Below are 18,117 nucleotides of genomic sequence, written 5' to 3'. Positions count from 1 at the left end.
AGTTGCCGGGCAGGTGTTCTTGTCCTACAACTCAAGTAGAGTGTGACCATAAAGAATTCCCGTAGCTGGCCGTCTGCCTTGCCGACACCGCTGCACCAACCTAAATCGGCGCCGTTCGCCCACATGCAGAAAACCAGTGCAACGCTGCTGATCATCGATGACGACGACGTGGTCCGTGCCAGCCTCGCCGCCTATCTTGAAGACAGTGGTTTCAGCGTCCTCCAGGCCGGTAATGGCCAGCAGGGGCTTCAGGTCTTCGAAGAACACCAGCCCGACCTCGTGATCTGCGATCTGCGCATGCCGCAGATGGGCGGCCTCGAACTGATCCGTCAGGTCAGCGAGCGTGCGCCGCAGTTGCCGGTGATCGTGGTGTCCGGTGCCGGCGTCATGAGTGATGCGGTGGAAGCGTTGCGCCTGGGCGCCGCCGACTACCTCATCAAGCCGCTGGAAGACCTGGCCGTACTCGAGCATTCGGTGCGCCGCGCCCTCGACCGCTCGCGCCTTGTGCTGGAAAACCAGCGCTACCGCGACAAGCTCGAAGCCGCCAACCGCGAACTGGAGGCCAGCCTGCACCTGTTGCAGGAGGACCAGACCGCCGGTCGCCAGGTGCAGATGAACATGTTGCCGGAAAGCCCCTGGGTGGCCGGCGAGTTCGCCTTCGAGCACCAGATCATCCCGTCGTTGTACCTTTCGGGTGATTTTGTCGATTATTTCCGCGTGGACGAGCGGCGCATTGCTTTCTACCTCGCCGATGTATCCGGGCATGGGGCGTCATCGGCCTTTGTCACCGTGCTGTTGAAATTCATGACCACGCGCCTCATGTTCGAGCTCAAGCGCAGCAGAATGCGTGAGTTCAAGCCGTCTGAAGTGCTCAGCCACATCAACCGCGGCCTGATCAACAGCAAGCTGGGCAAGCACGTCACCATGGTCGGCGGGGTAATCGACGAAGAGTCCGGCCTGCTGACCTACGCTGTCGGCGGCCATTTGCCGTTGCCGGTACTGTACACCCCCGAGCATTGCCGCTACCTGGAAGGCCGCGGCCTGCCGGTGGGGTTGTTCGATGAGGCCACCTACCAGGACCTGGTGGTGGAGCTACCCCCGCAGTTCAGCCTCAGCCTGATGTCCGATGGCATTCTGGACCTTTTGCCGGGTGATACGCTCAAAGATAAAGAAGCCGCCTTGCCGGAGATCGTCAAGGCAGCAGGTGGCAGTCTGGATGGGCTGCGTCAACGATTTGGATTGGCTACGCTTGGGGAGATGCCGGATGATATCGCCCTATTGGTGTTGAGCAGGAACCTTCAATGAGTACCGGTAGAATTCAGTTCGCCGAGCAGAGCGGTACCTTCGTACTGAAATTCGTTGGTGAAGTGCGCCTGACCCTGTGTTCGGCGCTGGATGCGACGATCGAGAAGATTTTCACTGCGCTGAACTTCTCGGCGATTGTCATCGACCTGACTGAAACCGAGAGTATCGACAGCACCACGCTGGGCCTGCTGGCGAAGCTGTCGATCCTGTCGCGACAGAAGGTGGGCCTGCTGCCGACGGTGGTGACTACCAATCCGGACATTTCACGGTTATTGCAGTCGATGGGCTTCGATCAGGTGTTCAACATCGTCGATCGACCGATACCCTGCACCGATTGCCTGACCGACTTGCCGTCGCAGGACCAGAATGAAGATGTGGTGCGCTCCAAGGTGCTGGAGGCGCACAAGATCCTCATGGGCCTGAATGACTCCAACCGCGAAGCCTTCCATGATCTGGTCAATGCGCTGGAGCGGAGCTGATCTATAGCCTGTGCCGGCCTCTTCGCGGGTAAACCCGCTCCTACGACGGCCTGCGCCCAAACACCAATGTGTGTCCACCCCCAATCAGGTGTAGGAGCGGGTTTACCCGCGAAGAGGCCGGCACAGGCTGTAAAAACTCTGAATCTCACTACGCCCGGTTTTTAAACTCTGTAGCCTCACCCCCGCCAGCATCCAGCTGGTACACCCGCGCCGGCCGCCCCTGTTCATCAAAAAACACCTGTCCCAGCCCGGCACCATTCCACAGCCGTTCCCCGGCCTTGCTGTGGCTGGGCGTACGCGGCACCACCTCCATTTCTCGGCGCTTGGTAAACCAGTTGAGCGGCGAGCGCGGTGCATACAACCAGCGGTTGAGCCGGTCGAGCACATCCAGCAAGCGCCGGGGGAACTCGTTCTTGATTCCGCTGCTGGTCACCTGCCACAAGTGCGGGCTGCGTTGGCGGTGGCGAATCAGCACCTCATACACGAATGAATAATGCACATCCCCCGACAGCACCACGTAGTGCCCCGGCGTGCGCGAGTGGCGGAAGATATTGAGGATGACCTGCGCTGCACCGCGGTGGGCCATCCAGTTCTCGGCATCCACCAGCAGCGGGTAGCCCAGCCAGCTGAACACCTTCTGCACTGTCTCGATTAGCTTCACCCCGAAAATCGGCGCAGGTGACACGATGACCGCCGAAGGATGATCGAGCAGTGCTTGCTGCAATTCACTCAGCGCTTCCCAGTCCAGCAGGCCGGACGGCTTGGCCAGGTTGCTTTCGCTGCGCCAGCGGCGGGTGCGGGTGTCCAATACCAGCAGCGGTGGTTCTGTAGGCAGGCTGAACTGCCAGCCCTGGAAGCGCAACAGTTCGCCGATCAGCTCATCCTGGTTCTGGCGGGTCAGCACCTGGCACTGCTTGATCAGCGGATTGCAGTCGTCCGGGCTGTTGCCCCAGGCCTGGCAGAGCAGGTAGCCGAGCAAGGCGTTGCCGATGATCCTTCGCGAGAATGGGTGGCCGTAGGCCGTTTCCTCCCACTGCGCCGAGAGGTTCCAGTCGTCCGTGATGTCGTGGTCATCGAAGATCATCAGGCAGGGCAGGTGGGCCATCACCCGCGCCACCTGACCGAGATTGTCGGCAAACCCCTGGATCAGCGGCAGCTCTTGCTGGTATCGGGCTTGATGCTCGTCGCTGAGCCCGCTGGGGATTCCCAGGTCCACCAGCTGCCAGGGCACCGGCGACCACACCAACAGGTACATGGCCATGACTTCGGCGAAGGTCACCAGGTGGTTGTCGGCGTTGCTGGACGAGAAGATCGGCTTGCGCTTGCCGCCGAAAAAACGCTCGCGCAGGGTGTCGTTGCGTTCCAGCGCCGGCAGCAGGTCGGCGCGGTGGTAGTAGCTGGCCGGGTGCTGGTACAGCGCCTGGCTGTCGGCTACCACCGCACCTTCCAGTTGCTCGTCGAACAAGCCCAGGCGCGAGATCAGGCTATGGATGGCGCGCAGCATGGGGCCGGCGACATCGTCGGCGTAAACCTGGTCGCCCGTCATCACTAGCACGGCGGGGCGGTCTTCGGGCTTCTTGCACCCCTGCAGCAGCCGGTCGGCGCACAGCAGGCCGTCGGCAGCAGGGTGGTGCGGCTTGCGGCAGGAACCGTGCAGCAAATGGTCGAGGCGCTCACGCAGCACCAGGCTCGGGCGTGGGTTGCCGGGGTAGAGCAGGTGTGGGGCCCAGTCGGCGATACCCTGGCCGTTGATCAGTAGGTCGTAGTCGAGCAGCTGGTTGCAGGGCAGGGGGCTGGCGAATTGGATGTCCAGCAGGTGAACGTAGGCATGCCGGCCAATCGGCACCACTTGGCAATCGACTTGGGCCTCGCTTGCCAGGCAGGCGAACGCGGGCTGCAGCGGTTGGGTAGTGACGAGCCAGACGGCCAGACGCTGGGGTTCCAGGCGGCGCAGTACCGGGCCGGCGAGAACGAGGGGCAACGGGTTAGGGGAGGTCATCGACAGCTCGGGTGGCTATGGCGGCCTGTTCGCGGGCAAGCCCGCCCTTACATCGATCAGTGTAGGAGCGGGCTTGCCCGCGAACAGGCCCGAGAATTCAATACACAACTAAGGCGTGGCAAACAAAACGGGCGGAAAATACTGAACACTTCCCGCCCGTCAGGCAAACACGAACTGTATCAGGCCTTTTCAGCTATCAACTTCTCAAGCTTTTCCTGGTCCCGTGCAAACTGACGGATACCTTCGGCCAGTTTCTCGGTGCCCATGGCGTCTTCGTTCATCGCCCAGCGGAACTGGCTTTCGTTCAGGTGCTGCTTGGCTTCACCGGCGTTGCCCGGTTTCAGCACCTGCGGCAATTCACCCTGGTCATCACTCAACTGCTGCAGCAGTTCGGGGCTGATGGTCAGGCGGTCACAGCCGGCCAGTTGTTCGATCTGGCCGATATTGCGGAAGCTGGCGCCCATGACCACGGTGTTGTAACCATTGGCCTTGTAGTAGTTGTAGATGCGGGTGACCGACTGCACGCCTGGGTCCTCGGCGCCCACGTATTCCTGGCCGGTGCTCTTCTTGTACCAGTCGTAGATACGGCCCACGAACGGCGAAATCAAAAACACCCCGGCATCGGCACAAGCCTGGGCCTGGGCGAAGGAGAACAGCAGGGTCAGGTTGGTCTGGATACCTTCCTTCTCCAGCTGCTCGGCGGCGCGAATGCCTTCCCAGGTGGAGGCCAGCTTGATCAGTACACGCTCTTTTGCCACTCCGGCCGCCTCGTACAGGGCGATCAGCTGACGAGCCTTGTTCAGCAGGGCTGGCTCATCGAACGACAGGCGTGCATCCACCTCGGTGGAGATACGCCCCGGGATGACCTTGAGAATGCCCGAGCCTACCGCCACTGCAAACTTGTCGCAGGCCAGGTCGACATTACCCTTGGCGTCGGCCTTCACCTGTTTAAGCAGGTCGGCGTAGCCCGGGATGGCAGCAGCCTTGAGCAGCAGCGACGGGTTGGTGGTGGCATCGACCGGCTTCAGGCGGGTGATGGCGTCCAGGTCCCCGGTGTCGGCGACCACGGTGGTGAACTGCTTGAGTTGTTCCAGCTTGGAGGTCATGGGCGTGCTCTGTCCTGTGCATTTACTCGACATTACCCGAGCCCCGGCAGCCGCTCAAGGGCCGCCGAAACCCTGCGGACCCGCTGGCCCGCACAGGGCTGTACGAAAGGTGAAGATTCGAGTCGCAAGCAAGCCCGAGGTTCCCTCCCTCTGAGGTCACCGCCCCTGCAACAACTCCACGGCCTGGTCAAACACCGCCAAGGGTTCAGCCGCCTTGTGAATGTCTGCCGACAGCAACTGGCGGAAGCGCCGCGCCCCTTTGAATCCTTGGGCCAGCCCCAGAATATGCCGGGTAACGTGGTGCATCGCACCGCCACTTTCCATATGCGCCACGATGTAAGGCCGCAGTTGCGCCAATGCCTCGCTACGGCTGACCACCGGCGCATCGCTGCCAAACAGTTGCTGGTCCACCTCGGCCAGCAGATAAGGGTTGTGATACGCCTCGCGCCCCAGCATCACGCCATCGAAGGTTTCAAGGTGTGCCTGGCATTCGTCCAGGGTCTTGATCCCGCCGTTGAGCACGATCTCCAGGTCCGGGAAGTCCCTCTTCAACTGCGCTGCGATGTCATAGCGCAGCGGCGGAATCTCGCGGTTCTCTTTCGGCGACAGCCCTTCCAGAATCGCGATGCGTGCATGCACGGTAAAACTCCGGCAGCCGGCCTCACGCACCTGGCCGACGAAGTCACTCAGTTCGGCGTAGCTGTCACGGCCGTTGATACCAATGCGGTGCTTCACCGTGACAGGCGTCGATACGGCATCTCGCATGGCCTTCACGCAGTCGGCCACCAGCGCCGGGTGAGCCATCAGGCATGCGCCGATCATGTTGTTCTGCACCCGGTCGCTCGGGCAGCCAACGTTGAGGTTGACCTCATCGTAGCCCGCTTCTTCAGCCAGGCGCGCACAAGCGGCCAGGTCGGCCGGCACACTGCCACCCAGTTGCAGGGCCAGCGGGTGCTCAGAAGCATCGTGGCGCAGGAAACGGTGAGCGTCGTTGTGCAGCAGGGCGCCGGTGGTGACCATTTCGGTGTAGAGCAGGGTTTGCCGGGAGAGCAGGCGCAGGAAGAACCGGCAATGTCTGTCGGTCCAGTCCATCATCGGTGCAACGCTGAAGCGGCGTGAGGGCTCAGGGCGCGTGGTATGTGGCGTTGAAGCGGTTTCTAGGGACATTCTGGTCTACGCATTTATGTACCATTTTCGATGGGCGTGCTGGGTTAGACGGTGGTGAGATGTATCACCGCCATTCACGCTCGTACCACCGGAGATCATGGCAACGATCAGAGCAAGGAAAAAGGCCGATTCGACGGTTAGCTATACCGTCCAGATCCGCCTCAAGAAAAAGGGTGTCCTAGTCTACCAAAGGTCCCAGACATTCGCCCGCCAGCAGGCGGCCCAAGCCTGGGCGACAGATGGTTGGCGTGGCGGATCTGCATTTTCGCGATCTGCGCCACGAAGGTGTGAGCAGGTTATTCGAAATGGACTGGGTATCCTGCGTGTATCAAGGGTTTCAGGTCATCGTGACGGGCACTCGCTGCGGCGTTATACCCCCTCGGTAGAGCGTGAAGCGGACCTGGCACAGAAGCTACACTGCACGCCCCGATCACCCACGACAGCCTGCTCCAATCAATCGCAGGCTCATGAAAAGGAAGTCATGCAAATGGATGTACCTTGCACCTCTCTGGACGAAGTCCGTCAACGGATCGATGAAATCGACCGCAGCCTCGTTTCGCTTCTCGCCAAACGTGGAAGGCTCGTGACGCAAGCAGCGGGCTTCAAGAAAACCACCGATGATGTGCGTGCGCCTGCTCGGGTCGAGCAAGTGATCAAGAAGGCTCGTGAGATGGCTGACGAAACCGGTGCCTCGGCTGAGGTGGTGGAACAGGTCTATCGGGCCATGATTTCGGCCTTCATCGCCGAGGAGCTCAACACCCATGCGAAGCTGGCCGATGAGGCTTCAGCATCGTGATGAAACGCGGGGCTCATACACAGCCCCGCCGCTTTCTCCTGCTTGCTATCTCTGGCTCAACGTCGCAATCGAGACGCCAGAGGCAACGAAGGTGAGGCCTGCGCCCACGTTCAGCCCATTCACCAGCCGTGGCCGCCGGTACAGGTAGCGAGACAGTCCCGTGGCGAAAATGCCCATCAAGGCAAACCCCAATGCCGTGAGTACAGCGAACCACACGCCGTAAACCAACATCTGCACGCTGACCGACCCGCGTGCGGGGTCGACGAACTGGGGAATGAACGCCAGCACGAACAAACCGGGCTTGGGGTTGAGCGCAGCCGAAAGCAGACCGGTCAGAAAAATGCTGGGCAGCGATTGCCTGGAGGCCGGCTGAAAGCTTATGAGGTTACGAGCGCGCAGCACCTTGATCCCTAGCCAGAGCAGATAGCCGGCACCCATGAGCTTGATCACCCAAAATGCGAGCACCGAGGTTTGCATCAGTAGGGTCAAGCCTAACGAAGCGGCTGCAACGTGAAACAGAATGCCTGCGCCTGACGCCATGCCGGATACAGCCGCTGCGACTTTACCCTGGCTGAGACCGCGGCCAATGGCCAACACGTTGTCAGGGCCCGGTGCCAGCACCAACAGCACGCAGGCGGCGGTATAGGCGAACCACACGTTCATGGGAAACACGGCTCTCTCCTTAAGCCTGATGAAGCATCCATCCTGACGGTGGGGTACGCCAATAGCAAGGCGGAACCTCAAGGGCTGTTAGCACTGGCGGGCTCGGCCCTGCTTGGTTGGCCGAGGTTTCTCCGAACACTTCAGGACGGGCCAGACTACCTGTGCTGACACAGTCGTCCGCTCAAGCGCCAGTTCGGTTATGTGAAGGCTCGCTTTCGTGGCTTGGCCAAGAACACTGCACAACGGACCACGTTGTTTGCGCTGTCGAACCTGTGGATGGGACCCCGGTAGTTGTTGAACGCTGCGCTATCGGCCGAAAAATGGGCTGGCGCGGTCGAGATGTTGCTCATTACGCGCTCGGGAAAACGTGATCAGCGTTTCCATGGCAGTCTGTCGGAATGCGAGAACTTTGGTGTCTGTGTCAGGTCCAACCCGCACTTTAGCTACCCACTCGCGCCTCCGGAGCCGAACAAAAAATGAAAAAACCTTTGGTTGCTGTCTTTGCTTGTGCATTGGCACTCGGGATGACGGCATTCTTGCCCGCCGATATCTCCCCGATCAGTTCCGCCTATGCCAAGGGTGGTGGTGGTGGTGGTGGTGGTGGCGGTGGCGGTGGTCATGGCGGTGGAAACGGTGCCGGACATGGCGGTGGCATGGGAGGGCATAGTGGAAGCGGGAAGGGCCTTGGAAGTGATCACGCTGGAAAGGCGACACGCGATCATGGGGTAAGCGGCAATCATTACGGAAGCTCGCGCAACAGCGACAACGGTCATGGCACCACCACCTCGGGTGTCGCTCACTCCAAGGACACTCGCGGTTTGGCCAAGTCCACGGCCATCTCTGGAACGACGCCAGGCGATCATAATTCGAAAGGCCTCAGCAACGCTGTCGGGTCTTCTTCAAAAAATGATCGATGATTTGACCGCATCCATGCAGTACCGGCTGTAGCGTGCACGAGAGCTCCGCGTAGGCCGTGCTAATTGAACGGGTTACCCCCCACACCCTGCGAGCGCTGAGCTTTCGCAGGGTGTTTTGTTTTGGAGACCATCATCACGAGCGAGTCAGCACGTGGCGGGATCGATCTCGGTAACCACAGTTACCTCCGGCATGGCCAAGGTACGTTGGTCCAAGCGGTGTTTCGCAAGAAGGTAGACGGCACGATCAGCCACACAGAGTGGGCAATTGATCGCCAGCGGATCCATTTATGCAACTACGATGGGCCTGCTCATCAACCAACGCTGGCCGTCTCCTATGCAAGCGCATGGCGAGGCATCCAGGGTACGTATCTGATCCCCGGCCCGGTTGCCTGGCCATGCGCCTGGGCCGGCAAAGTTGGCTACGCCCGCTACCCATGGCCCAGCCTACTTCAGCGGCACGTAGATGTCCGTTTGCCATTGCTCCAGTGGTGTTTCCGGATAGACGCTCAGGTAATGAAAGAACAACGGATGATCACGCAGTTCTTCGTTGCTCGATGGCAGCCAGTCACGATAGAGCGGGTAGATAGTTTCGCCAATGTAGTCAGGCGAGCCGGTATGTCGAATCACGGCACAGCGCCCCGCCGGTATAACCCGTTCATGCACGCCGAAATCGTTGGGCTGCACTGCCTCGTCTATCTCGCCGCACACGGCAAAGCGAAAGGCGTGGGCCGGGGTGGTGTCGGGGTTGTCGTAGGGGATACCGAAGGTACGGCTGCTGGCCACAGGCGACTGGCCGCTGTGCATGCGCCATTGGCGAAAACGCGCGACGCTTTCGCTGACCAGGCCGGGCGGCCCTTGGTGTTCGAGCGCGGCCACGTGGGTTTCGGCGAAATTCACGATACGGATCTGCATGGTGATACTCCTGGATCGCTGAGGAACATTGAATACCGCACTCCAGGCCTGCCAGTTCGGCGCCTTGGCGAACACGCTCGGCGCCATGCCGAAGGCGCGCTTGAACGCTCTGGCAAAGGCTTCGGGGCTTTCGAAACCGGCGCCGAATGCGGCCTCCAGTATGGGCATCGCGGGCGAGGCGACCAGTTGATGCGCTGCGCGTCGAAGCCTCATCAGTTGCACATACCGTGAAACCGGAACGCCCATGTAGGCCGTGAACTGCCGATGGAAGTGAAATGCCGAGAAGTTGGCGATGCGGCTCAAGGCATTCACCGACAGGTCACCTTCGAGGTGGCTGTCGATGTAGGCAAGCACGGTTTCGAACCGTTTCATGTAGCTAGGGTTGTGCTGTGAGTCAGTCAACGAACGGAATCTCTGGAAGGTGCGGTAAGCGCTAGCATCCGTTGTTCAGGCACCGGGGTGCCTAGCCGTGATTGCTCTATCGGGTGGCTTGATGTGCTGCCAAGCGTTATGAGTCAGGGTTACAGGGTGAGTACCAAGGGGCAGCAGCGTCGACGTGAACATGTTTCTGCTTCCTGGGCAGAAAAGGAGTATCAAGCGTTCCCAGTGCTATCGAAATCCAGTCGGCAAACTCACCTTGGGCGCGTGACCAGAACAAGGTCGAGCCGCACTCCGTGCAGAACTCGCGCGTAACCGTCGGTGATGAAGAAAAGGCCTTGATGCTGGCAGCGCCGCGCAGTATTCGCAGCATGCTGCGCGGAATGCTGCCGTACGAAGCGAATGCGGCGCCGTGACTTTTGCGGCACTGGCTGCAGTGGCAGTGGCTCACTGCCTTGGGTGGGGTGAGTAGCAGGTAAGAGACGGCTGCGCACAAGCAGCTTCCTTGGTATGCCTCTGTCATTGGCGCTTCCGTGCAGTTGGAAAAGCGCCAGCGTAATCGCCTTGGCCCGATCAGTCGACTGGCCTGCGGGCCGACAGGCAATCAAACGCTGCGTGTCAAGCCGCCATCGACCTTGATGTTCTGCCCGGTGATGTAGGCAGCGCCTTCGCTGGCGAGAAACGCAATGGTGGCGGCGATTTCCTCGCAGGTGCCATAGCGTTTGAGCGGCACGCTGTCGCGGCGCTGTTCGGTGGCTGGCAGGCTGTCGATCCAGCCGGGGAGGACGTTGTTGATCCTCACGTTGTCCCCGGCGAATTGGTCGGCGAAGATTTTGGTGAATGCGGCCAGGCCCGAGCGGAACACTGCAGACGTCGGGAACAGTTCACTGGGCTCGAACGCCCAGGCGGTGGAAATGTTGATGATCACGCCCCCTTTCTGGCGCTGCATGTAGGGCGTCACCAGGCGAGTCGGGCGAATGACATTGAGCAGATAGGTGTCCATGCCCTTGTGCCAGTCCTCGTCGCTGATTTCCAGGATTGGCGCGCGCGGACCATGGCCGGCGCTATTGAGCAGCACGTCGATGCGCCCCCACTTTTCCACCACGGCATCGACCAGGCGTTTCAGGTCCTCAACCGACTGGTTGCTACCCGTTACGCCAATACCACCAAGCTCGGCAGCCAGTGCTTCGCCCTTGCCCGAGGAGGACAGGATGCCGACCTTGAACCCGTCAGCGGCCAGGCGCCGTGCCGCTGCCGCGCCCATACCACTGCCACCTGCTGTGATGATCGCAACCTTTTCTACTGACATGCTGCCTCCGGAACGTTAATCGCTGAATGCTTAGGCGCACTAAAATTAGCAGCAGTCGTGGCAGCGAGGGAGACAGCTAAACTTCACCAAGGCAGTAGATTAACTATTGCCTGCCTGTTGCTTGAACCAGCGCTGGACAATGCCTAGCGACTCCGGCTGCTGCAACTTTCGTGGCCACACCAGGTAGAACGACTTATCGAGCCTGAGTTGCTGAGCGAAGACCTGGGTCAGCCTGCCCGCGACGATGTCATCACTGACGAACGCCAGGCTTGCCAACGCAATACCCTGACCACTGATGGCGGCATCAATGGCCAATGAAGTCTGGTTGAACCGCAGGTTTCTGGCAGTCGCTTGCCCGTGTTGCGGGAACACTTGTGCCAGGAACCGAGGCCAGAAATCATGGGCATCATGGAGCAGGGTGAACGCTTGAAGCTGCTCGAAGCTGGTGGGGGTTTTGCTGGCTTCGAACAACGTTGGGCTGGCCACGGCGACGATACGCTGTTCCATCAACAGTTCGCTGTTCAAGCCCGCGCCGATGTCGGGCTTGCCATAGCGGACTGCGAGATTCACGCCGTCGGTATTGAAGTGGGACAGCCGATCTGTGGCCAGTACACGTAAATCGATGTCCGGATGGCTGTGCGCAAAGCTGCCCAACCGGGGAATGAGCCATTTGGAGGCAAAGGTTGGTGTCACGCTGACCGTCAGGTGAGACGCCTGTGGCCGCAGCAGGCGGGTTGCCTCATCGATCATCGCCAAGGCGTTGCGAATGCTGCCGCTGTAGCCCAGCCCCGCATCGGTCAGTGCCAGGCCCCGGGGCAGGCGCTCGAACAAACGAAGGTTCAGGCTCGCTTCCAGCCCGCGTATCTGTTGTGCCACTGCCGCCTGGGTAACCCCCAGCTCTTCGGCGGCCAGGCGGAAGTTGAGGTGGCGGGCAACCACTTCGAACACACGTAGCGCATTGAGCGAGGGCAAATCAGGGAAACCGTTTGGCATGGCGATGGACAGGGTCGGGCTGGAGGATTCAGCCACGAGGCTACTCGCCGAGCGCCTGTAAAGAAACCCGCGCCACCGCAGCCAATCCGCCACGTTGCGCAGCAAGCCCTCTGTGGGCGGCTGCACATTTCCATCGTTCGGCTTGACGCGTGAAATTTTTCATGTAAATTTTCATGAAAAATAAGTCTAAAAATTTCACGGCAGTCCGAAACGATGAAGATGCACGAAGAGGTTGAAGCCCTCGCGATCCTTATTCACGACCTGCGCAAATTCAAGAACCTGACCTTGGGTGAACTGGCCGAGCGCATCGACCGTTCGGTGGGTTTCCTCTCCCAGGTCGAACGCGGCGTTTCGCGCCCGACCGTGGCAGACCTCACCGCTATCAGCGAAGCGCTCGGCGTATCAACCGCGTACTTCTACAACCTGAGCAAGCCCCGCAGCATTGGCTGGGTCACGCGCCCCCACGAGCGGCGCACGTTGTACCTGGAGTCGGGCATCACCGACGTGCTGGCTTCGCCGACCATCGCAGGCGCCTTCTCCATGCTCGACAGCCTTCTCGAGCCGGGCGCAACCAGTGGGGAGGCGTACTTGAGCGACCGTTCCGAGCAGGGCTGTTTCGTGCTCGAGGGCGAACTCACGGTGTGGCTGGACCAGGGCGATGCCGTGACCCTGCAAGCCAACGACTGCTTCCAGCTGCAACCCCATGCGCCGTTCCGTTACGCCAACCTGACGGATAAAACCACCCGCGTGCTCTGGGTCTTCAATTGAATTCGTTCACCTCACAAGGATAAGAAGATGAGTGTCATCTTTCCGGATCTGCTGGCTGAAGTGCGCTCGTTCCGAGCAGAGCACCCGGCAATTCGCTATGTCGACCTGATTGCGCTGGACATCCCCGGGCACTTCTACGGCAAGCGCTACCCCATGGACATGCTGGAAAAAGTCGCAGCCGGTGCGCCTCTGAAGCTGCCGCAGAACTGCGTGCTGCTGGGTACCCAGGGCGGCCTTTACCCGATTGGTGACTATTGCTTCGCCGACGGCGACCCGGATGCTGCCCGGCGCCTGGTGCCGGGTACGCTGAAGCCGGTGCGCTGGGAAAAGGAAGTGATCGCCCAGATGCTGATCACGTCCGACGGCACTGCAAAGCCGATCGAATTCGAGCCTCGTGAAGTGCTGGCGCGTGTTCTTCAGCGTCTGGCCAAGCGTGGCATTCGCCCGGTGGTGGCGTTTGAACTGGAGTTCTACCTGTTCGACCGCAAGCTTGATAACGGCCTGCCCCAGTATCCACGTGACACGGCGACCGAGGATGAAGACGATCAGCCGAACATGCACATCGAGCGGTTGTCGCGCTTTTCGTCGGTCCTGCACGAGATGGTCGATGGCGCCAACGAGCAGGGCGTGCCGGCGAACGTCATCACCGCAGAGCTGGGCCCAGGCCAGTTCGAGATCAACTTCTCGCACAGCGACGATGCCCTCAGTGCGGCGGACTGGTCGGCACTGTTCTGCCGCAGTACCCGCGGTATCGCGATGAAGCACGGCTACCGTGCCAGCTTCATGAGCAAACCCTACCTGGACGCGCCAGGCAGCGGCATGCATGTGCACGTCAGCCTGTACGACGCCGCCGGCAATAACATCCTGGCGGGAAGCGAACAGCGCAAGCTGCGCCATGCGGTGGCAGGCTGCCTGGAACTGCTGCCGCACTGCATGCCGATCTTTGCCCCCAACCACAATGCCTACCGACGTTATGGCGCCATGGTCAACGCGGCGAGCAAGGCCAGCTGGGGTTTCGAAGACCGTGACGCGTGCATCCGCATCCCCGAGTCCGACCCGCGCAACCTGCGCATCGAGCACCGCCTCGCTGGCGCCGACGCCAACCCGTATCTGGTACTGGCGGCCATTTTGACCGGGATGGAGCATGGCCTGGATCGCGGCGTGGAGCCCATCGCCCCGCTGAACGAAAACCGCCAGAGCGGCATCGACTTCCCCAAGGATGCCCTCAGCGCCTTGGCCGCCATGCGTCATCACCCGGTGGTCAACCAAGGCCTGGGCAGCGAGTTCGTGATGGTCTATTGCGAAAACAAATACCAGGAGCAACTGGACTTCATGCACCACATCGATGCCCGCGAATACCGCTGGTTCCTGTAGGTACCGAGGTTGGAACAGCGACGCTGCACCCTCCCTTTTTACCGTTTCAATACAACGCGCAATATGGATTTGCCGGAGGAAGATATGCCACGTGTGCCCGTGATCGGCATTACCGCATGCACCAGCATGATTGAGCTGCATGCAACCCAGACCATCAGCGAGAAGTACGCGCGCGCGGCAGCCAAGGCAGCGTGTGGGCTGCCCATCGTCATTCCCAGCCTCGGTGAGTTGATGGACAGCGCCGATATTCTCGACGTGGTGGATGGGCTGATCTTCACCGGTTCGCCGTCCAACATCGAGCCGTACCATTACAACGGCCCGGCCAGTGCTGCGGGTACCCATCACGACCAACTGCGCGATGCCACCACGTTGCCGCTGATGCGCGCCGCCATCGCCGCCGGCGTACCGGTACTCGGCATTTGCCGTGGCTTCCAGGAAATGAACGTGGCGTTGGGTGGCACCCTGCACCAGAAGGTCCACGAGACCGGCGTGTTCATGGACCACCGCGAAGGCAAGGATGAGCCCCTCGACAAGCAATACGGGCCGCGCCACACCCTGCATGTAGAGCCTGGCGGCATGCTCGACCGCATGGGCTTGCCGGCGATATTCGACGTCAATTCCATCCACGGCCAAGGCATCGACGTACTGGCCCCCGGGCTGAGGGTGGAGGCGCTGGCACCCGATGGCCTGGTGGAAGCGATTTCGGTCGAGAGCAGCAAGGGCTTTGCCCTGGGCGTGCAATGGCACCCCGAGTTCCAGGTCATGGATAACCCCCATTACCTGGCCATCTTCCAGTCCTTTGGCAAGGCCTGTCGGCACCGCTCGGTATTGCGCCAGAGGCTGTTGCTGTCTGCCTGAGCAGCGGCCTTTCCCACCTGTAAAAAATACCCTCGCAGCGCGGCTGCGCAACTTGATGGAGTGAAGTCAATGAGTGAACAGAATTCGCAGACCCTTGCCTGGCAAACCATGAGCCGCGACCATCACCTGGCCCCGTTCAGCGATGTCAGGCAACTGGCCGAGAAAGGCCCACGCATCATCACCTCGGCCAAGGGTGTGTACCTGTGGGACAGCGAGGGCAACAAGATTCTCGATGGCATGGCCGGCCTGTGGTGCGTGGCGGTCGGCTATGGTCGCGAAGAGCTGGCCGAGGTCGCCAGCCAGCAGATGAAGCAGCTGCCTTACTACAACCTGTTCTTCCAGACCGCGCACCCACCCGCGCTGGAGCTGGCCAAGGCGATCGCCGAGGTGGCCCCGCAAGGCATGAACCACGTGTTCTTCACCGGTTCCGGCTCCGAAGGCAACGACACCGTGCTGCGCATGGTCCGCCATTACTGGGCTCTGAAGGGCCAGAAGAACAAGAAGGTCATCATTGGCCGCATCAACGGCTACCACGGCTCTACCGTGGCGGGCGCCGCCTTGGGCGGCATGAGTGGCATGCACCAGCAGGGCGGGGTGATCCCGGATGTCGTGCACATCCCGCAGCCGTACTGGTTTGGCGAAGGCGGCGACATGACCGAGGCCGACTTCGGTGTGTGGGCGGCCGAGCAACTGGAGAAGAAGATCCTCGAAGTCGGCGTGGACAACGTTGCCGCCTTCATCGCCGAGCCGATCCAGGGCGCCGGTGGCGTGATCATTCCGCCGCAGACCTATTGGCCGAAGATCAAGGAAATCCTGGCCAGGTACGACATCCTCTTCGTCGCCGACGAAGTGATCTGCGGGTTCGGCCGTACCGGTGAGTGGTTCGGTACCGATTATTACGACCTCAAGCCTGACCTGATGACCATCGCCAAGGGCCTGACCTCCGGTTACATCCCCATGGGCGGGGTGATCGTGCGTGACGAGGTGGCCAAGGTGATCAGCGAAGGCGGCGACTTCAACCACGGCTTCACCTATTCCGGCCACCCGGTGGCGGCAGCCGTGGGCCTGGAGAACCTGCGGATCCTGCGTGACGAGCAGATCATCCAGCAGGTGCACGATAAAACCGCGCCTTATCTGCAACAACGCCTGCGCGAACTGGCCGACCACCCGCTGGTAGGCGAAGTGCGCGGCCTGGGCATGCTCGGTGCGATCGAGTTGGTGAAAGACAAGGCCACCCGTGCCCGTCATGAAGGCAAAGGTGTCGGCATGATCTGTCGCCAGCACTGCTTCGACAACGGCCTGATCATGCGCGCTGTAGGCGACACCATGATCATCGCGCCACCGCTGGTGATCAGTATCGAAGAGATCGACGAACTGGTGGAGAAAGCCCGCAAGTGCCTGGACCTGACCTATGAGGCTGTTCGGTAACAGCAGAGGGCCTGGTTAGCTGTTCTCAGCACCTGTGAGATCAAGCACCGCCTGCGCGGTGCTCGATCGGTGCCGCCATCGTACATTTCACGTCAGGCACCTTCCGCAAAGCATTTTGCTTTGTGAAATGAATCCTGTACTTTTCTGGGCATCCATTTCCCGTCTGAAAGTCGCGATTCAACCATGAAAGTGCACGAAGAAATCGAAGGCCTGGCAGTACTGATTCGCGACCTGCGCAAGTTCAAGGGCCTGACACTGGGCGAGCTGGCACAGCGCATCGGCCGTTCGGTGGGCTTTCTGTCCCAGGTCGAACGCGGCGTGTCACGCCCGACCGTGGCCGATCTCACAGCCATCAGCGAAGAGCTCGGTGTATCCACAGCCTACTTCTACAAGCTGGACAAACCCCGCGAGCTCGACTGGGTGACCCGCCCGCACGAGCGTCGCACGCTGCACCTGGCCGGTGGCATCACCGATGTGCTGGCATCGCCCTCCATAACGGGCGCGTTTTCCATGCTCGACAGCCATTTGCAGCCGGGAGCCAGCAGTGGCGAGGAGTACCTGGACGACAGCTCGGAGCAGGGTTGCTTCGTGCTCGAAGGCGAACTGACGGTGTGGTTGGGCGATGCTGAGCCGGTCACGCTGCACGCCAATGACAGTTTTCAGTTGCAACCCCACGCCCGTTTCCGTTACGCCAACCTGACCGACAAGCCCACACGCGTGCTTTGGGTGTTCAGCTGAGGGCCGTCGCACGGGCATGCGCGTTGTGCTTCGGCTAGCCGGGAAAGTTGGCCTGCAAGCAATGTGCAGGCTGCATGGGGTATCCTTGCACCACGCAATCAACTTCGAAGCAGTGAATGAACAATGGGTTTTGAACAACTAGCTGAGCTACGAGACCGCCTGCGGGCGGAAAAAGGGCAGGTAAAGGCCGAGAGCGCGAAACCGCCCAAGCGCAAGTCGCCCCCGCAGGCGAAGCCGCGTGAGATGGACCCGGCGGTGGCAGCGATCTGGCCACTGCAGAAGCATTTTCCCTTGGCTTTCCCGGTCAACCCGGCCCCCAAGGTGCCGCTCAAGGAGGGCATTTTCAAGGATGCCGAGCAACACCTGGAGCTGCTTGGGTTGACCCGCGAACAGCTCAAGCTGGGCATTTCCACGTGGTGCCGGGGCGCTCGATACTGGGCGAGCATGGTGGAGAATGCACCGCGCCTTGACCTGAATGGGCAGGCCGCAGGTACTGTGACCGCCGCTCAGGCGCTGCATGCCAAGCAGCAGGCTGCGCGGCAACGCAGCCAGGACCGACGCAATCGTGCGAAGTCAAAGGCCCAGGCCCAGGCTCCGGCCCCCGCCGCCGACACCGCAACGGTGCAGTCTACCGACTGAGCTCAGTCGCGTTCTGCCCCGTAGCCATGCTGGATGGCAGCCCATTGCCGGGGCTGCCGTCTGGCAGGCCCGGCAATGGACTAGGTTCGGTTTCGAGAGCCTGGTGCATGCAACGATGGTTTCAAGACCCACCTGATCGGCAAGCCGTGGCAGATGATGCCGGGGCGTAATCACGTGCGTCGGTTTCAGAATGCGCCTGGTCGCTCGCATACAACCCCTCGGCGCTACAAGTGCCATGCTAGCAGGATGCCCAAGGGTCAGTGCGCGCAGACGTGCGGCCGTGGGCGA

General features: G+C 61.0%; 18 protein-coding genes and 3 pseudogenes. 13 read left to right on the top strand and 8 right to left on the bottom strand.

Annotation, left to right across the window (positions count from 1 at the left end):
* Nucleotides 1–123: 123 nt before the first annotated feature.
* Both rssB and rssC read left to right on the top strand, forming a co-directional pair.
* Nucleotides 124–1,305, top strand: coding sequence for a two-component system response regulator RssB (gene rssB / locus LU682_RS20125; RefSeq protein ID WP_010953151.1), 1,182 nt, complete (start codon nucleotides 124–126; stop codon nucleotides 1,303–1,305).
* Nucleotides 1,302–1,784, top strand: coding sequence for an anti-sigma factor antagonist RssC (gene rssC / locus LU682_RS20120; RefSeq protein WP_010953152.1), 483 nt, complete (start codon nucleotides 1,302–1,304; stop codon nucleotides 1,782–1,784). Before rssB ends, rssC begins: the two co-directional genes overlap by 4 nt.
* Nucleotides 1,785–1,932: 148 nt before the next feature.
* Here the strand turns inward: rssC and LU682_RS20115 are convergent, their stop codons facing one another.
* From LU682_RS20115 to dusA, 3 genes are all read right to left on the bottom strand, one after another.
* Nucleotides 1,933–3,783, bottom strand: coding sequence for an alkaline phosphatase D family protein (locus LU682_RS20115; RefSeq protein ID WP_010953153.1), 1,851 nt, complete (start codon nucleotides 3,781–3,783; stop codon nucleotides 1,933–1,935).
* 179 nt (nucleotides 3,784–3,962) lie between these two features.
* Entirely contained in the window at nucleotides 3,963–4,889 is a 927-nt protein-coding gene (gene tal, locus LU682_RS20110; RefSeq protein ID WP_010953154.1) for a transaldolase, read from the bottom strand.
* 156 nt (nucleotides 4,890–5,045) lie between these two features.
* Nucleotides 5,046–6,056: a tRNA dihydrouridine(20/20a) synthase DusA gene (gene dusA, locus LU682_RS20105; protein ID WP_010953155.1), complete on the bottom strand. Its 1,011-nt coding sequence runs from the start codon at nucleotides 6,054–6,056 to the stop codon at nucleotides 5,046–5,048.
* 97 nt (nucleotides 6,057–6,153) lie between these two features.
* On the opposite strand from dusA, the pseudogene LU682_RS20100 reads away from it, so the two are divergent.
* From LU682_RS20100 to LU682_RS20095, 3 genes and pseudogenes are all read left to right on the top strand, one after another.
* Nucleotides 6,154–6,291: pseudogene (locus LU682_RS20100) on the top strand (site-specific integrase); the annotation flags it as partial.
* Nucleotides 6,292–6,304: 13 nt separating this feature from the next.
* A pseudogene (locus tag LU682_RS30050) lies at nucleotides 6,305–6,432 on the top strand (site-specific integrase); the annotation flags it as partial.
* Between the two features lie 111 nt (nucleotides 6,433–6,543).
* Nucleotides 6,544–6,852: a chorismate mutase gene (locus tag LU682_RS20095; RefSeq protein ID WP_049587501.1), complete on the top strand. Its 309-nt coding sequence runs from the start codon at nucleotides 6,544–6,546 to the stop codon at nucleotides 6,850–6,852.
* A 45-nt stretch (nucleotides 6,853–6,897) separates the two neighbouring features.
* On the opposite strand, the gene LU682_RS20090 is transcribed toward LU682_RS20095, so the two are convergent.
* Nucleotides 6,898–7,515: a LysE family translocator gene (locus LU682_RS20090; RefSeq protein ID WP_079732512.1), complete on the bottom strand. Its 618-nt coding sequence runs from the start codon at nucleotides 7,513–7,515 to the stop codon at nucleotides 6,898–6,900.
* Nucleotides 7,516–7,689: 174 nt separating this feature from the next.
* Here LU682_RS20090 and LU682_RS20085 point away from each other — a divergent pair.
* Together LU682_RS20085 and LU682_RS20080 are read left to right on the top strand one after the other, a co-directional pair.
* Nucleotides 7,690–7,806: pseudogene (locus LU682_RS20085) on the top strand (IS5/IS1182 family transposase); the annotation flags it as partial.
* 185 nt (nucleotides 7,807–7,991) lie between these two features.
* On the top strand, nucleotides 7,992–8,432 hold the full coding sequence (locus tag LU682_RS20080) for a hypothetical protein (protein WP_082412249.1): 441 nt from the start codon (nucleotides 7,992–7,994) through the stop codon (nucleotides 8,430–8,432).
* A gap of 444 nt (nucleotides 8,433–8,876) precedes the next feature.
* Here LU682_RS20080 and LU682_RS20075 read toward each other — a convergent pair whose 3' ends face one another.
* From LU682_RS20075 to LU682_RS20060, 4 genes are all read right to left on the bottom strand, one after another.
* Nucleotides 8,877–9,716, bottom strand: coding sequence for an AraC family transcriptional regulator (locus LU682_RS20075; protein WP_049587503.1), 840 nt, complete (start codon nucleotides 9,714–9,716; stop codon nucleotides 8,877–8,879).
* 136 nt (nucleotides 9,717–9,852) lie between these two features.
* Nucleotides 9,853–10,245 carry a GFA family protein gene (locus tag LU682_RS20070; RefSeq protein ID WP_010953160.1) on the bottom strand — a complete coding sequence of 131 codons (393 nt, stop codon included), beginning with the start codon at nucleotides 10,243–10,245 and terminating at the stop codon, nucleotides 9,853–9,855.
* Nucleotides 10,246–10,326: 81 nt separating this feature from the next.
* Complete coding sequence (locus tag LU682_RS20065) at nucleotides 10,327–11,031, bottom strand: SDR family oxidoreductase (protein ID WP_010953161.1); 705 nt, start codon at nucleotides 11,029–11,031, stop codon at nucleotides 10,327–10,329.
* A 99-nt stretch (nucleotides 11,032–11,130) separates the two neighbouring features.
* Complete coding sequence (locus tag LU682_RS20060; protein WP_049587514.1) at nucleotides 11,131–12,024, bottom strand: LysR substrate-binding domain-containing protein; 894 nt, start codon at nucleotides 12,022–12,024, stop codon at nucleotides 11,131–11,133.
* Nucleotides 12,025–12,237: 213 nt separating this feature from the next.
* Between LU682_RS20060 and LU682_RS20055 the strand changes: the two genes are divergently transcribed.
* The 6 genes from LU682_RS20055 (at nucleotide 12,238) to LU682_RS20030 (ending at nucleotide 17,829) form a co-directional block, all read left to right on the top strand.
* Nucleotides 12,238–12,792 carry a helix-turn-helix domain-containing protein gene (locus tag LU682_RS20055; protein ID WP_010953163.1) on the top strand — a complete coding sequence of 185 codons (555 nt, stop codon included), beginning with the start codon at nucleotides 12,238–12,240 and terminating at the stop codon, nucleotides 12,790–12,792.
* Between the two features lie 27 nt (nucleotides 12,793–12,819).
* The gene (locus LU682_RS20050; protein WP_010953164.1) at nucleotides 12,820–14,166 is read left to right on the top strand and encodes a glutamine synthetase family protein; all 1,347 of its coding nucleotides are present in this window, start codon (nucleotides 12,820–12,822) and stop codon (nucleotides 14,164–14,166) included.
* A gap of 84 nt (nucleotides 14,167–14,250) precedes the next feature.
* On the top strand, nucleotides 14,251–15,024 hold the full coding sequence (locus tag LU682_RS20045; RefSeq protein ID WP_010953165.1) for a gamma-glutamyl-gamma-aminobutyrate hydrolase family protein: 774 nt from the start codon (nucleotides 14,251–14,253) through the stop codon (nucleotides 15,022–15,024).
* A 69-nt stretch (nucleotides 15,025–15,093) separates the two neighbouring features.
* Nucleotides 15,094–16,452, top strand: a complete 1,359-nt coding sequence (locus LU682_RS20040; protein ID WP_010953166.1) for an aspartate aminotransferase family protein — start codon at nucleotides 15,094–15,096, stop codon at nucleotides 16,450–16,452.
* Between the two features lie 183 nt (nucleotides 16,453–16,635).
* Complete coding sequence (locus LU682_RS20035) at nucleotides 16,636–17,190, top strand: helix-turn-helix domain-containing protein (RefSeq protein WP_010953167.1); 555 nt, start codon at nucleotides 16,636–16,638, stop codon at nucleotides 17,188–17,190.
* Nucleotides 17,191–17,313: 123 nt separating this feature from the next.
* Nucleotides 17,314–17,829 carry a ProQ/FinO family protein gene (locus LU682_RS20030; protein WP_003248857.1) on the top strand — a complete coding sequence of 172 codons (516 nt, stop codon included), beginning with the start codon at nucleotides 17,314–17,316 and terminating at the stop codon, nucleotides 17,827–17,829.
* Nucleotides 17,830–18,117: the final 288 nt, after the last annotated feature.

The organism is Pseudomonas alloputida (assembly GCF_021283545.2).
Lineage (GTDB): Bacteria > Pseudomonadota > Gammaproteobacteria > Pseudomonadales > Pseudomonadaceae > Aquipseudomonas > Aquipseudomonas alloputida.
Note: the sequence above shows the minus strand (reverse complement) of the source record. Positions and strands in the feature narration are given on the sequence as shown.

What these genes read in the sequence shown, in the direction of transcription:
- LU682_RS20075 (WP_049587503.1), bottom strand. Translation starts at nt 9,716, where the DNA reads ATGAAACGGTTCGAAACCGTGCTTGCCTACATCGACAGCCACCTCGAA.
- LU682_RS20045 (WP_010953165.1), top strand. Translation starts at nt 14,251, where the DNA reads ATGCCACGTGTGCCCGTGATCGGCATTACCGCATGCACCAGCATGATT.
- LU682_RS20060 (WP_049587514.1), bottom strand. Translation starts at nt 12,024, where the DNA reads ATGCCAAACGGTTTCCCTGATTTGCCCTCGCTCAATGCGCTACGTGTG.
- LU682_RS20115 (WP_010953153.1), bottom strand. Translation starts at nt 3,783, where the DNA reads ATGACCTCCCCTAACCCGTTGCCCCTCGTTCTCGCCGGCCCGGTACTG.
- LU682_RS20050 (WP_010953164.1), top strand. Translation starts at nt 12,820, where the DNA reads ATGAGTGTCATCTTTCCGGATCTGCTGGCTGAAGTGCGCTCGTTCCGA.
- LU682_RS20080 (WP_082412249.1), top strand. Translation starts at nt 7,992, where the DNA reads ATGAAAAAACCTTTGGTTGCTGTCTTTGCTTGTGCATTGGCACTCGGG.
- rssC (WP_010953152.1), top strand. Translation starts at nt 1,302, where the DNA reads ATGAGTACCGGTAGAATTCAGTTCGCCGAGCAGAGCGGTACCTTCGTA.
- LU682_RS20095 (WP_049587501.1), top strand. Translation starts at nt 6,544, where the DNA reads ATGGATGTACCTTGCACCTCTCTGGACGAAGTCCGTCAACGGATCGAT.
- rssB (WP_010953151.1), top strand. Translation starts at nt 124, where the DNA reads ATGCAGAAAACCAGTGCAACGCTGCTGATCATCGATGACGACGACGTG.
- LU682_RS20040 (WP_010953166.1), top strand. Translation starts at nt 15,094, where the DNA reads ATGAGTGAACAGAATTCGCAGACCCTTGCCTGGCAAACCATGAGCCGC.
- LU682_RS20035 (WP_010953167.1), top strand. Translation starts at nt 16,636, where the DNA reads ATGAAAGTGCACGAAGAAATCGAAGGCCTGGCAGTACTGATTCGCGAC.
- LU682_RS20070 (WP_010953160.1), bottom strand. Translation starts at nt 10,245, where the DNA reads ATGACAGAGGCATACCAAGGAAGCTGCTTGTGCGCAGCCGTCTCTTAC.
- dusA (WP_010953155.1), bottom strand. Translation starts at nt 6,056, where the DNA reads ATGTCCCTAGAAACCGCTTCAACGCCACATACCACGCGCCCTGAGCCC.
- tal (WP_010953154.1), bottom strand. Translation starts at nt 4,889, where the DNA reads ATGACCTCCAAGCTGGAACAACTCAAGCAGTTCACCACCGTGGTCGCC.
- LU682_RS20030 (WP_003248857.1), top strand. Translation starts at nt 17,314, where the DNA reads ATGGGTTTTGAACAACTAGCTGAGCTACGAGACCGCCTGCGGGCGGAA.
- LU682_RS20055 (WP_010953163.1), top strand. Translation starts at nt 12,238, where the DNA reads ATGAAGATGCACGAAGAGGTTGAAGCCCTCGCGATCCTTATTCACGAC.
- LU682_RS20065 (WP_010953161.1), bottom strand. Translation starts at nt 11,031, where the DNA reads ATGTCAGTAGAAAAGGTTGCGATCATCACAGCAGGTGGCAGTGGTATG.
- LU682_RS20090 (WP_079732512.1), bottom strand. Translation starts at nt 7,515, where the DNA reads ATGAACGTGTGGTTCGCCTATACCGCCGCCTGCGTGCTGTTGGTGCTG.